Genomic DNA, 13127 nt, shown 5'->3' on the forward strand with positions numbered 1-13127 from the left:
CAGAGCTTTCGGTTCACATATTCAGCTAAGTCATCCACCAAATCAAGTTGGGCTTTCATCCAATACTCCCCTTATCCTTGCTTCAGTTTACCGCTCCATGCGTTTAGTCCGCCTTGCAGGTGGACTAGTCCTGAATAACCGTTTTTCTGCAGAATTCTGGCTGCGTTCTTGCTTCGCATTCCACTTTGGCAGTATAGAAAAACCGTTTTATCCTTGGTTATTTCCCCTAGGCGACCGGATAACTGGGATAATGGGATATTCTTCGCACCGTTCATATACCCGGTCTTATATTCTCCCGGCTCCCTGACATCTACGAGGAAGCGTTGATCCGTGCTCTCCATCATGTTTTGGAAATCCTGTGGACCCAGTGCCTTTAAACCTTTAGCCGGTCTTATACGGGAATAGACAAACCAGAGCAGCAATACGATCAATACAATATTAATGATTGAACCTGTGTTCACAATATCTCTCTCCTTTTGCTGGTGCAATGTGTACTTTTCTGCAGTACTTTCAAAAGTGCTGCAGCAGCTGATCGTACCCAGGCGCTGCAGCGCGGAGTTGTGCGGGGTTAGTCACGCACCAATTCATCCGTCCATGCACTAAGTCCACCTGTCATGTTCACAACAGTAAACCCCTTTTCGCCCAGCAGTTCGCAAGCCAGGCCGCTCCGGCTCCCGCTTCGGCACATAACAATGATTTCTTGTGCAGGATCCAGTTCATGTTGCCGTTCCATAAGCAGTCCAAGAGGAATATGCTTAGCACCGGCGATGTGTCCCTCCGCCCATTCTCCAAGCTCGCGAACATCAAGCATATTAAGAGGCGCCCCCTTCTTGAGCTGCGCTGCTACTTGCCGGGGTGTAATTTCTTTTGAAATTTTGAATGCCATGTTAATCTCTCCTTAATTGTATATAGTTGAAATTCGTTATAACCTGCACTCCAAATCATAGTTATTTGGATCATGCATTGACTTTAACATTATACCCCTAGGGGTATACGAATAATAATAGATCGGTTGCTCTATGTTGTCAACAGTATTACACGTATCTTATGATTGCATTATATATCTATATATCGTAATATTACGTTATAACGATTTAACGAATCGAGGTGATTGCTCATCCTATGGACAAACAATTTAAAGCTTATGCTCAGGCGGCTGAGTTACTAAAGGCTCTAGCCCATCCGGTTAGATTATGTATTGTAAAAGGAATTATTGATAAAGGAAGCTGCAATGTAACCTACATGCAGGAATGTCTGGAGCTTCCACAATCAACGGTTTCACAGCATCTCCAGAAGCTCAGAGCATTCGGTATTGTAGAGACTGAGAGAAACGGTCTTGAGATTATTTATTCTATTAAAGACGAAAGAACCAGACAACTGATACAAATATTAATGGAGGAATAGACATGAATAAAAAAGTACTGATTGTCGGCGGAGTTGCCGGAGGCGCATCCGCAGCAGCCCGATTACGCAGATTGGATGAAGAAGCACATATTGTGATGTTTGAGCGTGACCCGTATATTTCTTTTGCTAACTGCGGTCTGCCCTACTATATCGGAGGCTCTATTCAGGATCGTGCAAAATTGCTGGTACAAACACCTGAAGCCATGCATAAGCGATTCAATATTGATGTGCGCATCCAGAGTGAAGTAATCTCCATTGACCCGGCTGCAAAAAAAGTCGTTGTGCAAAGCAAGGAGCTTGGCTCATATGAGGAGAACTATGATGCTCTCATTCTGTCACCGGGTGCGAAACCCATCCGTCCTTCCCTGCCAGGAATAGAGAGTTCTAAAATTCATACGCTGCGGAATATTCCGGATACAGACAAAATCAAAACGAAGGTAAGTGAAGAGGGCACACGTTCGGCGGTAGTCATCGGCGGCGGCTTTATCGGCGTGGAAATGGCAGAAAATCTGAAGGAAGCCGGTCTGGAAGTCACATTAATTGAGGCAGGACCTCAACTGCTGGCCCCCTTCGACTCCGAAATGTCTGCCATGTTGTCCAAAGAGCTGGAGGCTCACGGGGTAAAGCTTGTTTTTTCAGACATGGTGCAGAGCTTTGAGGAGGCCGGTGAGCAAATTCAGGTACACCTGGCAAGCGGCACAGTTCTGCGGAGTGAACTAGTCCTGCTGGCCATCGGCGTTTCACCGGACACCTCCTTCCTGAAGGATAGCGGCCTTGAATTCGGACCCAGAGGACATATTCTGGTCAACGAGAGAATGGAAACGAATCTGCAGGATGTTTATGCCGTAGGGGATGCTGTAGAGATCGTGGATTTGGTTAACGGCCATAAGACAGCTGTTCCTTTGGCTGGACCTGCCAACAAACAAGGACGCATTGCTGCGGATAATGTCAGCGGATTAGGTACCACTTACAAAGGGACTCAAGGCACATCCATCATTAAGGTCTTCGGCCTGACTGGTGCATCCACCGGGAATAATGAAAAGACCTTGCAGCGGCTTAGCATCCCGTATCGTGTTGTCTATGTTCATCCAAGCTCCCATGCTTCCTATTATCCCGGGGCTACTCCGCTATCCTTAAAACTTCTTTTTAATGAAGCTGGCCGGGTTTTGGGTGCGCAAGCTGTCGGCTACGACGGGGTGGATAAACGAATCGACGATATTGCCACAGTAATCCGGTTTAAGGGGTCGGTTACGGATTTAACTGAACTGGAACTCTCGTATGCTCCCCCCTATTCCTCAGCCAAAGATCCGGTTAACATGGCCGGATATACAGCCGAGAATGTAATTAACGGATTGACTGAAGTCTTTGTACCCGGGGATTTATCCGGCCGGAATAGGGACACCACAATACTGGTGGATGTACGTAGTGAACTAGAGCATGCGAATGGACATATTGAGGGTTCTATTAACCTTCCTGTTGATGAGCTGCGTGCCCGTCTGGACGAACTAGATCTCAGCAAGGAGATATGGGTCTATTGCCAGGTCGGCTTGAGAGGCTACACAGCATCCCGGATTCTAATGCAAAAGGGCTTCAAGGTTAAGAATCTGACAGGTGGGTTCAAGACGTATCAGATAAGCAAATATGCTGCGAGCAAGCAAGCAGAAACGGCTTTGCCGTCCTTTTAAGGATGGTACCGTTTCAGCGAGAAATAGAAGGATAAGTTATCGTATGAAACATATAAATTCTTATATTTTTAAAAAAACCTCTTGAAACGTGTAGCACCTACACAAATCAAGAGGTTTTATCTGTCCATCATTACTCTGGCAATCGTCTATTCAAACACATATTCCCCTTCACCCACATGCAGGGTCTTTCCCTTAAGCAGAGGCGAATCGGTCCGGAGAATGACCTGGCTGAATTGATTCTCCGCGCCCTGCACGAATTCAAAGGTCTGATCTCCCGCCTTAAGAATGAAGCTGCCGCCCACAGGTCCGGTAACGGGAAGGCTGAACAGCTCACTCCAATGCTTGGCTGCAGCAGCGGGATCGCTGACACGGAATACCGCGCTCACGATGTCCACATTACCCGCAGGATGGGGCTGGTTGATTCCGGCGGCGGTCAGACTCTCCAGCCGCTCTTCATCTGTTCCGCTCCACTGGATAATGAACGGATAGACCAGTCCCTGGAAGTCACCGTCAATGGTCATCATCCGCCACTCGATTAATCTGCCTTTGTTATCGAGACGCCGGCCGTCAATGATGGGCGATAATATCAACCCCGCTGTTTTCAATCTGGCCTCAACGGCTTCAATGTCATCCGTCCGCAGGACCACTCTGCTTAAGACCTCATGCTCCGGCAGAACGGTAACCGCATCCCGCACGACAACATTATGTTCAGTCGCCCGTGCGAGCTCCAGGTTCTCGATTCCGAGGAACTCCAGATAGGTCAGCCCGAAGTAGCTTAAGGCGTTATAGGTCCCCCAAGCCTTATGCGAGCCGCCCCGGAAGGCCACCAGCCCATGCTCCGAGAAGAGCTGCACCGGCTGATCCAGATCATTCACATAGTGTACCAGGTGATCCCATTTCAGCACCGCCATTATTTCTTCACTCCCAGCTCTGTGGTCCGCTTCACGGCTGCCAGCACACTCCGCTGCAGTCCGGCCGCGAAATCACTGTTATTCAGCTCGTATAACCCGTGCATGCCGACCCCGCCAGGCGAATTGTTGATATCCAGCAGCTGTCTCGGATGCAGTCCGGTCTGCTGCAGCATCGCCACCGCTCCCAGCATATTCTCCAGCGCTACCTTCCAGGCCTGTTCCCTCGGCAATCCGGCAAGAACGCCGGCATCTGTGAACGACTCTATGAAATAATAGATGTAGTTGGGTCCGGCTACCCCGAATCCGGTGAAGATATCAATGTAGGACTCCTCCAGAACCTGCACCTTGCCGAAGCCAAGCAGGAATTCCTCCACCTGCTCCAGGGAAGCGGCTGTATTCAGAGCTACACCGCTATATCCGTAGCCTGTATCGGTCAAAGTATTCGGAATGACCCGGACAATCGGGCGTTCCGCTCCGAAATAATCTCCCAGCCGGGCAATCGTTACCCCCGCCACAATCGATATGATAGCGGCAGCAGGGGATGCGGATTGCCGGACCTGGGCTCCAAGAGCGGTCAGGTCATCCTGCGGACGAACCGCAATGATGATCAGCTCTGCTGCCTGGAGTCCTTGTTCCTGCGTACTCTCCGTGTCTACACTGTATTTAGACTTCAAGTGCTGAAGCCGTCCCTCGTTGATGTCCGATACACTGATTTGATCCCCAGCCAGCGTACCGCCTGCGATGCAGGCGCGGATGATCGCTTCCGCCATCTGCCCGCCGCCAATGAAATGAATCTTTCCTTTAATCACTTCGGCTCACTCCCTGATTAATTATTTGCCCAGGCTTCCGGCAGAATGAACCCGGCATATTTCTCTTGCCCCAGGATGTATTCCTCGAATTCTTTGGATTCATACGCAGCCTTCAGATCCTTGGCCCACTGGGTATCCGTATCCTTTTTGTTAACCGATACGATGATTCTGTGCTGCATGGGCGTATTCTCAATTTTAAGGGCATCTGTAATCTTCCGGTCCGGAGCATTGGCAATGTAGTTCCCGTTAACCACGCCGTAATCCACATCCTGCAGCGAGACCAGAATCTGCGCCGGGTCCAGCACTTTAATGTCAATGTTGAACTTATCCGGCTCAATGCTGTTAATATTGAAGTCCGCTACGCCGGCTCCCTCTTTGATTTTGACCCAGCCCAGCTCCTCCAGGATACGCAGCGCACGCTCCTGATTGACTGGATCGTTCGGAACAGCAACGGTAGTGCCGTCTTTCACATCATCAAGCGTTGTATGATTTACGGAATATAGACCCTGAGGCGCACCCGGAACATAGGCAATCCCCACCATATCTGCACCGATTTCTTCATTGATAGCTTCCATATAGGCTGTACTCTGGAAAATACTCGCGTCAATCGAGCCCTCCTTCATCGCCGGGTTAACCTGCATATTCTGCGAGAAGGTTTTGATGTCTACTTTATAGCCCTTCTCCTCCAGAATCGGCAGAATCGATTGACGGAATTGCTCTTCATAAGTACCTACACCGAATCCGACCTTAATCTCTTTCTTGTCCCCGGAGCCTTCCGCTTCCTTATTATTGCCGCAGGCAGCCAGCACCGCCATCGCACTAATCAGCATCACTACCAGTAATTTTTTCATTGTCTTCATCTCCTATTTGAGTACTGTGTTTTTAAAATGCACTAACGCCTCGTCTGTTACAGTTAACGGAATAGCACAGTTGGGCGAAAGACTAAACGGCTGATCCTTCATCTGCTTCAGGGCTTCCTCAGCCTGCAGTCCAATCTGTTCCAGATGGTTCCCTGCAAACAGCCCGTGATCCACTCCGCCCACCTTCGTGGCCTTGAGGTTCGCTTCCAGTCCGGGATTTCCTTCGGCTATCGTATCCCAGCTAATCCCGTCGATACGGTAATCATTGAATTTCTCCGGCTGGGAATAGGCACCGCAGGTATGCAGAATATTCTTGCCGTCGCCGGCAGCCTCCAGGACGATGGAATCATAGGGTCTGGACAGCTCGTCGAACATCGCTTCATCGAATAATCCGGGATGTGCTGTACCTGTCACAGCGTAGAACAAGCCGTCTGAACCCGCGTGCTTAAGCTCCTGGACATAATCCGCTAAGGTTAAGGCAATGGCATGCAGGGCGTGGTGCGCAGCTGCCCGGTGTTCCTTGAAGAGCGATTCCAGCGTTACCGGCTGCTCAATGCCGAATACGGTTGTCGTAACATAAGCGGAACGCCCCACGATGAACAGCAATACCGTGAGCGGTGAGAATACCGTCTGGATCAGCGGGGTACCCGGCAAGCCCTGGCGGATCTTCCGGACGGCCTCCAGATGCTCCAGCAGCGAAGCGGTCCGGGTTGCTTTTTTCACATCCAGATCCCAGAGATTCTTGGCTTCCGGGATAACCGTAGTCAGCTGTCTCGGAAATACAGTCCTATAGTCTGCGAAGTCGTACTGATTCCCCCAGGCTTCCGCCAGATAGGTCGCCCGCGGATTGATCTTCACCCAGTCCCAATCAAATTTCTCCGTAAAAGAAATCGTGGACTCTGCCAAATCCTCTGCATTCTGTTCCTTGTCAATAAAGTGACGCCATCCGCTGACAATCGGACGATCCGCAAGCTCTCCGGATAATATCGCCTGAAAACGGTCCTGCTTACTCCATACACTCATCTGCCAGTCTCCTTTTCTATATGTAACATCTAGTAACGGCGAATTTTACGGGCCAATGTGTTGCCCAAGGATTGAATGCCCTGCACCAGAATGATGAGAATAATTACGGTAGCGACCATGACCACCTTGTCAAAACGTTGATAGCCATACACGATGGCTAAATCACCGACACCGCCGCCGCCCACTGTTCCAGCCATCGCGGTTGCCCCGATCAATCCGATCGTTGCTGTGGTCAGGGAGAGGATTAACGACCCTATCGCTTCTGGCAGCAGGAAGTACCATATGACTTGCAGCGGAGTAGCTCCCATCGCTTCAGCTGCTTCAAGAATACCCGGATTCACTTCCAGCAGCGAATTCTCTACCAGCCGTGCGATATAAGGTGCGATGTAGATGATCAGCGGAACAATGGCTGCACTGGTTCCTATGGATGTATTAACAATTGCCCTTGTTAACGGAATAATAGCTACCAGCAAAATGATGAACGGAAGCGAACGGATGATGTTGATCACCGGATTAAGTACGGTATAGAGCGCTTTGTTCTCCAGTACTCCGCCTGGACGGGTAATGACCAGAAGGATGCCCAGAGGAACGCCCAGGAGCGAGCCGACAAAAAGGGATACGCCTACCATCTGGATCGTTTCGATAATGGCCTTAAGAAATTGCTCACTTGTGATCGATGTCGAGAACATGGGATTTCACCTCCTCTATCCGTACTTCATGCTGCTTCATGTAATCCAAGGCCGCCTCAACCTGGGCCGGATCACCCTGCAGCTGAACGATAATCGTACCCAGCGTCGTCTCTTGAATCTCCGTCGTATTCGCAAACAGAATATTGACCTTGACTCCGTAGGTCCGGATGATCTCATACAGAACAGGCTCAGATGCGCTGTCTCCGGCAAAATTCAGTTTATAGAGCTGGCTTCCATGCTCTGCTCTGAGTGTTCTATGGACGCTGGAAGTCATGCTGTTCTGAATGACGGTCTTCACGAAATTCTGCGTGGTCTCATGCTTGGGCTGACCGAATACATCCAGTACGCTGCCCTGCTCGATAATCCGTCCCTCTTCCATAACGGCTACCTTGTTGCAGATCTCCTGAATCACCGACATCTCATGCGTGATGATCATTACTGTAATGTTGTATTCCGCATTGATTCGTTTGAGCAGCTGCAGAATAGATCTGGTAGTCTGCGGGTCCAGTGCAGAAGTAGCTTCGTCGCAGAGCAGAATAGAGGGATTCGAGGCAAGCGCCCGGGCAATCCCGACCCGCTGCTTCTGTCCGCCTGACAGCTCACTCGGATAGCTTCCGGCCTTGTCGCTCAAACCAACAAATTCAAGCAGCTCCTCGACCCGCTTGCGGATTTCGGTTTTGTTCTTTTTCAGCAGCACGAGCGGAATGGCCACATTGTCGAACACTTTTTTGGACTCCAGAAGGTTAAAATGCTGAAAAATCATGCCGATGTTTTTCTTGGCAGCCCGCAGCTCTTTGTCGCTGTACGCGCCCAGATCATGCCCGTCCACCAGCACCTGTCCCTCAGACGGTCTTTCCAGGTAATTGACCAGGCGGATCAATGTGCTTTTACCTGCACCGCTGTAGCCGATGACACCGAAGATATCCCCTTTGTCTACCTTCAGGCTGATCCCCTTCAGAGCTTCAATCTTCACCTCTTTGCGGGTGAAGGTCTTGTACACATCCCGTAATTCAATCATGGTTGTTCCCCTCAATCATCTGTTAATTTAGGATTCAGGCTTCGGGCTTGTACCTGCAGCTTCGCAAGGGCCTGTTCCGCAAGTGTAGCAAAATACTTAGCAGCCGGCAGGATGGCCGCCTCATCTACATCAAACCCGGGATGATGCAGCGCATGGTTCGGGCCGGCTCCGATGTTCACAAAAGCACCCGGTATCTTCTGCAAATAATAGGCGAAGTCCTCCCCGCCCATTTGCGGCGGAATATCATGAACATCATAGCCTGCATGGGCCGCGACCTCTTTGGTGAAGTCTGTCCATTCCCCGTGATTGATCGTAGCCGGCGGCCCGGGATACCAATGCAGCTTCGCCTCTGCTCCGGCAGCTGCCGCAATTCCCTCAATGATCCGGGTCATCTGGTTCGGAATGCTGCTGCGGATTTCTTCATTGTAGGTGCGTACCGTACCCTCAAGCTCAACCTTCTCCGGCAATACATTCCAGGTGAAGCCCCCGTTGATTCGGGTCACACTGAGCACTACAGGCTCCAGGGGATTATTTTGACGGCTGACTACAGTTTGCAGCATGGTAATGATCTGCGCAGCCGTGACTATGGTATCTACCCCCTTTTCCGGAGTAGCGGCATGAGCACCGACACCTTTCACCGTAATTTCAAAGCGGTCTACCCCTGCCGTCAAGGCTCCCGTTCTTGTACCGAACGCTCCCGTAGGCAGCTCCGGTGAATTATGTATGCCGAATATAGCTTCTACCTCGTCCAGTCCCCCTGAGGCCAGCACGCCTTCTGCACCGTGACCTGTCTCTTCTGCGGGCTGGAACAGAATTTTAACCTTACCCGGCAGTTCATGCTCATGCTGCTTCAGCAGGATGGCGGCTCCCAGGATGACTGCGGTATGAAAGTCATGACCGCAGGCGTGCATCTTTCCGGGAATCTCTGAGGCGAACGGCAGCCCCGTCTGCTCCTCAATCGGCAGCGCATCTATATCACAGCGGATCGCCACAACGCTCCCTTCCCCTTGTCCGACCTCCGCTATAAGTCCGGTCTCCAAGGGAAGGTCCAGGATATGTATTCCCTCTTCGGTCAGCCATTTGCGCAGCTTCTCTGTGGTTCTGAATTCCTGATAGCTAAGCTCCGGTTCGCGGTGGAGGTTCCTCCGCACTTCCGTTAGCCGGGCTGCCAAAGCCTCTTCCCTCTCGTGCTGTGGTTTCATAAGTCTGCTACTCTCCCTTCGTTACATTTGCTCAATTCCTCTAATCCGCTCAAGTGCAGCAGACAGGCTGCTTAAGATATGCTCCCGCATGGCTTGCTCTGCACCGTCTTCATCCCGGGCTATGATCATTTGCAGAATCGCAAGATGCTCTTCATCCGCCTGTGTGTTCCAGTCCCCATGAAGCGAGACATAACGGCAATAACGGAGTGAACGGTCTCTTAATTGGTTCAGCACCTTCTCAAAGGTCTTCAGAGCACTTATTTCCGATAAATAATCATGGAATTCAAAACCATAGGAAACAACATCCTGATTGTCACCCATCTGAAAGGAGTGCTTCAGCTTCTCCAGAATCAGCGTTAATCGCTGAATATCCTTAGCCGTAGCGTTCCTGGCTGCATTTCTGGCAATATGGCCTTCAAGCATGCTGCGGATCTGGAAGATTTCTTCAACCTCCGTAATCGTTAACGGAGCTACCCGAAGCCTTCCGTTTGGCTGGCGCACCAGGAAATCCTCATTCTCCAGCCGCTGGATGGCTTCTCTTAGCGGTGTACGGCTGATCCCGAGGAGTGCCGCCAGACTCTCTTCGTTAACCGCCTGGTCCGGCTCCAGCTCGCTGTCTATTATTTTTTGCTTGAGTGCGTAGTAGGTATTATCCTTAGACAATCTTCGTGAGCGCATTTCCATAAGGTTCATTGCTCCTCGCCATTCATTTTGCGGGTCGCCCGGACAATTGTATAATTGTATACAATTATTATGTAATCACTTCACATCTAGCGATGTGATAGGTGATCGGTGTGGAGTGATCAGTTTGATGTGATCCATGCGGGATGAAATGAAAGATTTCTGTGGAAATCTTTCTTTGTTTAGCAAGCTTTTTTCATACTATAATCCCATTATACCCACTAGTCAAGTATGTTTTATGAGAGAATAGGATATAGTCACTAATCTGACAATTTCGGGTGCTCAGGAGGAGTGCCTGGAGCATAAAAAAAAGCCCCTGCAATGATTACAGGAGCTTGCTTGTACCCTCGCCCGGGGCCAAATATAAATCACCCTGACGGGTGAACGATGTTGGTGCCTTATGCCTCTCTTAAGCGATACCTCACTTTTCTCCCTCCGCCTGCTTTCTGACGGCTTCCCGCGTTAGTCATGAGGAGTATGAATGTTCCCCAGTCTATTGTGTGTGGTTTTTCGCATACATTGGGCCCGATGAGCTTCGCGCCAGCACATTGTATTCGGTTTTTCCCTTAAGCGTCCGCAACAGTATGTTGGCGTTGTATCGGATAGCCCGACCGCTGATTTTCTTCGGAAACTCCTTTAGCGTGCGGGCTCCGTTGGGAACGCGCCGCGTACGTTTATTTAACGTTACAAAAACGACCTCCAATACGCATTAGTCCGCGACTAATAACGTGGTAGAGGTCGTAATCCACAACCCACAAACGGCATTTTCCGGGTTGTTAACTCCGGGCCTTCGGGGTCATTAACGTTCAATTTCACCGCTCAATCCGCAATTCCAAACATGTTCGCGGGTGGCTGGCGCATCGGCTGCCGTACAGATCAGCGTTGTAAAAACGTTGATGCAGCGACGTTTAGCAAGGCTCCGCCGCCGGATTCCCTGCTTCTTCCTTCGTGCGGAAGGATGAACCACATCCACAGGTAGCGCTGGCATTCGGGTTGTTGATGGTGAAGCCTCCGGTCATGCCGGATTCCTCGAAGTCGATCTCCAGACCGTCGAGGTAGCGGATATCGTCTTTGCTTACGACCACCTTTAGACCCTCAATGTCCATATACACATCCTGGTCGCTTTCGTTATCATCGAAGCCCATAGCGTAAGAGAAACCGCTGCAGCCTCCGGGTGTTACGCCCAGACGGAGAAACATATTAGGTATTTCCTGCTCAGCAAGCATGGTCTTCAATTGGCCAGCTGCTGTTTCACTTATGTTAATCATTACTTTAACCTCCCCAAAGTTTTGTTAGCTTCTGCTTCCTTGCATTACTTCGTACGAAACTCGCTTTGGAAGCTTAAGCTTTTTTATCAACCAGCCTTCAGGCCTTAAGGAATGAGCAAAATACGAGTAATATAAGGTAAAACAATATGATGAAAATCATTTTACTGCTTATATAAAATCAAGTATACTCCACTATTCCTCTGCCCTCAAGTCGTAAGCACTCCGCAAAGATGCAATTTCTACCGTATGGCCTGCGTTTTTCGGCGGTTGCTCACCCTCCGGGAGAGGTTTATAATAGGAAAAGCGATATACGTAAAAATTCGGAAATTTGTCACGAGGTTGTCTCTGACCCCAATTCACACGATTCTGCGATGCAACTGCCTCGCCAACCTTCAGGAGGAAATCATATGTCTACCCTTATAACACCCCACATGGATGCCCGGATGGCGAACATCATTGAGAAGGTCCGCGGCGGAGAAAGATTAAATTTGGAAGATGGCGTTTATTTATATGAGAGCAATGATTTATTAACGATTGGGCAATTAGCCAATGAGGTTAACCAGCGAAAAAACGGGAATAAAGTATATTTTATCGAAAACATGAGTCTATATTTCACCAATGTCTGCGAATCCCGCTGCGCATTCTGCAATTTCCGCAAGGATGAGGGAGAAGACGGCGCTTATACCCTTTCCGGCGAGGAAATGGTGCAATATGTGCAGCAGCATATCCATCCCGGCGTACGCGAGTTCCACATTGTCGGAGGCCATAATGATAACGTGCCCTTCCAGTACTATGTTGATTCGCTTCGGGCCTTGAACGAGCACTTCCCTGACGTCACTCTCAAGGCCTACACCGCAGCAGAGATCGACTTCTTCACCCGCATCAGCGGCCTTAGCATCCGTGAAGTGCTGGAGCAGCTGCGCGCCGCCGGACTGAAGACACTTACCGGGGGAGGGGCGGAGATTCTATCCGACCAGTACCGCAAAAAAATGCGTGTGGACAAAGCCAATGTCGAGGAATATCTGGAGGTTCACCGCACTGCTCATAATATAGGTATGAGAACACATACGACTATGCTGTACGGCTCCATTGAGTCCCGCGAGGACCGCATCCGCCATATGCTGCAAATCCGCGACCTGCAGGACGAAACGGGCGGATTCATGGTGTTCATACCGCTCTCCATGCAGCCTAAGAATAAGAATGCAGGCATTATGCGCCGGAACTCTGCTTATGAGGATCTTAAGACGATTGCAGTAAGCCGTCTGATGCTGGACAACTTTGACCATATCAAAGCCTACTTCATTAATATCGGGGCACAGCTGACCCAGGTCGCCCTCAGCTTCGGAGCTTCAGATGTGCATGGCACGATTCTCAAAGAACGGATCAGCCATGCCGCGGGCGCATTGACCCCGGAAGGTCTGACACGTGAAGAGCTGATTTGGCTCGTCAAAGGGGCCGGTCGGATTCCGGTTGAACGGGATACTTTCTACAACGAGATTAAAGTATACGAGTAACAACTAACCGCATCAGCCTATACCCCTGCGGAACTGCCTTGCCCATCTCGCACCATACCTGAA

At 50.2% G+C, this 13127-nt stretch carries 13 protein-coding genes and 1 pseudogene; 3 read left to right on the forward strand and 11 right to left on the reverse strand.

Annotation, left to right across the window (positions count from 1 at the left end; genetic code table 11):
* Positions 1-71: 71 nt before the first annotated feature.
* Both R50912_RS27365 and R50912_RS27370 read right to left on the reverse strand, forming a co-directional pair.
* Positions 72-461, reverse strand: a complete 390-nt coding sequence (locus R50912_RS27365; protein WP_042239419.1) for a rhodanese-like domain-containing protein — start codon at positions 459-461, stop codon at positions 72-74.
* A gap of 107 nt (positions 462-568) precedes the next feature.
* The gene (locus tag R50912_RS27370; protein ID WP_042239422.1) at positions 569-886 is read right to left on the reverse strand and encodes a rhodanese-like domain-containing protein; all 318 of its coding nucleotides are present in this window, start codon (positions 884-886) and stop codon (positions 569-571) included.
* Positions 887-1122: 236 nt separating this feature from the next.
* Between R50912_RS27370 and R50912_RS27375 the strand changes: the two genes are divergently transcribed.
* Complete coding sequence (locus tag R50912_RS27375; RefSeq protein WP_042239425.1) at positions 1123-1404, forward strand: ArsR/SmtB family transcription factor; 282 nt, start codon at positions 1123-1125, stop codon at positions 1402-1404.
* A 2-nt stretch (positions 1405-1406) separates the two neighbouring features.
* Positions 1407-3059, forward strand: a pseudogene (locus tag R50912_RS27380) (FAD-dependent oxidoreductase); the annotation flags it as partial.
* 176 nt (positions 3060-3235) lie between these two features.
* On the opposite strand, the gene R50912_RS27385 reads toward R50912_RS27380, so the two are convergent.
* From R50912_RS27385 to R50912_RS27425, 9 genes are all read right to left on the reverse strand, one after another.
* On the reverse strand, positions 3236-4000 hold the full coding sequence (locus R50912_RS27385) for a VOC family protein (protein ID WP_042239430.1): 765 nt from the start codon (positions 3998-4000) through the stop codon (positions 3236-3238).
* The gene (gene proC, locus R50912_RS27390) at positions 4000-4809 is read right to left on the reverse strand and encodes a pyrroline-5-carboxylate reductase (protein ID WP_081956684.1); all 810 of its coding nucleotides are present in this window, start codon (positions 4807-4809) and stop codon (positions 4000-4002) included. Before proC ends, R50912_RS27385 begins: the two co-directional genes overlap by 1 nt.
* Before the next feature lie 17 nt (positions 4810-4826).
* Positions 4827-5660 carry a MetQ/NlpA family ABC transporter substrate-binding protein gene (locus tag R50912_RS27395; RefSeq protein ID WP_042239434.1) on the reverse strand — a complete coding sequence of 278 codons (834 nt, stop codon included), beginning with the start codon at positions 5658-5660 and terminating at the stop codon, positions 4827-4829.
* A 12-nt stretch (positions 5661-5672) separates the two neighbouring features.
* Entirely contained in the window at positions 5673-6692 is a 1020-nt protein-coding gene (locus R50912_RS27400) for a uroporphyrinogen decarboxylase family protein (protein WP_042239436.1), read from the reverse strand.
* Between the two features lie 29 nt (positions 6693-6721).
* Positions 6722-7381, reverse strand: coding sequence for a methionine ABC transporter permease (locus tag R50912_RS27405; protein WP_042239438.1), 660 nt, complete (start codon positions 7379-7381; stop codon positions 6722-6724).
* Positions 7356-8399 (reverse strand): methionine ABC transporter ATP-binding protein, encoded by a 1044-nt coding sequence (locus tag R50912_RS27410; protein WP_042239439.1) that lies wholly within the window; start codon positions 8397-8399, stop codon positions 7356-7358. Before R50912_RS27410 ends, R50912_RS27405 begins: the two co-directional genes overlap by 26 nt.
* Positions 8400-8410: 11 nt before the next feature.
* Entirely contained in the window at positions 8411-9601 is a 1191-nt protein-coding gene (locus tag R50912_RS27415) for an amidohydrolase (protein ID WP_042239444.1), read from the reverse strand.
* A 21-nt stretch (positions 9602-9622) separates the two neighbouring features.
* The gene (locus R50912_RS27420) at positions 9623-10285 is read right to left on the reverse strand and encodes a GntR family transcriptional regulator (RefSeq protein ID WP_042239446.1); all 663 of its coding nucleotides are present in this window, start codon (positions 10283-10285) and stop codon (positions 9623-9625) included.
* Between the two features lie 905 nt (positions 10286-11190).
* Positions 11191-11550 (reverse strand): HesB/IscA family protein, encoded by a 360-nt coding sequence (locus R50912_RS27425; protein ID WP_042239447.1) that lies wholly within the window; start codon positions 11548-11550, stop codon positions 11191-11193.
* A 407-nt stretch (positions 11551-11957) separates the two neighbouring features.
* On the opposite strand from R50912_RS27425, the gene mqnE reads away from it, so the two are divergent.
* Positions 11958-13064 carry an aminofutalosine synthase MqnE gene (gene mqnE / locus R50912_RS27430; RefSeq protein WP_042239448.1) on the forward strand — a complete coding sequence of 369 codons (1107 nt, stop codon included), beginning with the start codon at positions 11958-11960 and terminating at the stop codon, positions 13062-13064.
* Positions 13065-13127: the final 63 nt, after the last annotated feature.

The sequence above is a fragment of the Paenibacillus sp. FSL R5-0912 genome (genome assembly GCF_000758605.1).
GTDB lineage: Bacteria > Bacillota > Bacilli > Paenibacillales > Paenibacillaceae > Paenibacillus_AQ.

What these genes read in the sequence shown, in the direction of transcription:
- R50912_RS27405 (WP_042239438.1), bottom strand. Translation starts at nt 7,381, where the DNA reads ATGTTCTCGACATCGATCACAAGTGAGCAATTTCTTAAGGCCATTATC.
- R50912_RS27415 (WP_042239444.1), bottom strand. Translation starts at nt 9,601, where the DNA reads ATGAAACCACAGCACGAGAGGGAAGAGGCTTTGGCAGCCCGGCTAACG.
- R50912_RS27395 (WP_042239434.1), bottom strand. Translation starts at nt 5,660, where the DNA reads ATGAAAAAATTACTGGTAGTGATGCTGATTAGTGCGATGGCGGTGCTG.
- R50912_RS27425 (WP_042239447.1), bottom strand. Translation starts at nt 11,550, where the DNA reads ATGATTAACATAAGTGAAACAGCAGCTGGCCAATTGAAGACCATGCTT.
- R50912_RS27420 (WP_042239446.1), bottom strand. Translation starts at nt 10,285, where the DNA reads ATGGAAATGCGCTCACGAAGATTGTCTAAGGATAATACCTACTACGCA.
- mqnE (WP_042239448.1), top strand. Translation starts at nt 11,958, where the DNA reads ATGTCTACCCTTATAACACCCCACATGGATGCCCGGATGGCGAACATC.
- R50912_RS27385 (WP_042239430.1), bottom strand. Translation starts at nt 4,000, where the DNA reads ATGGCGGTGCTGAAATGGGATCACCTGGTACACTATGTGAATGATCTG.
- R50912_RS27400 (WP_042239436.1), bottom strand. Translation starts at nt 6,692, where the DNA reads ATGAGTGTATGGAGTAAGCAGGACCGTTTTCAGGCGATATTATCCGGA.
- R50912_RS27375 (WP_042239425.1), top strand. Translation starts at nt 1,123, where the DNA reads ATGGACAAACAATTTAAAGCTTATGCTCAGGCGGCTGAGTTACTAAAG.
- R50912_RS27370 (WP_042239422.1), bottom strand. Translation starts at nt 886, where the DNA reads ATGGCATTCAAAATTTCAAAAGAAATTACACCCCGGCAAGTAGCAGCG.
- R50912_RS27410 (WP_042239439.1), bottom strand. Translation starts at nt 8,399, where the DNA reads ATGATTGAATTACGGGATGTGTACAAGACCTTCACCCGCAAAGAGGTG.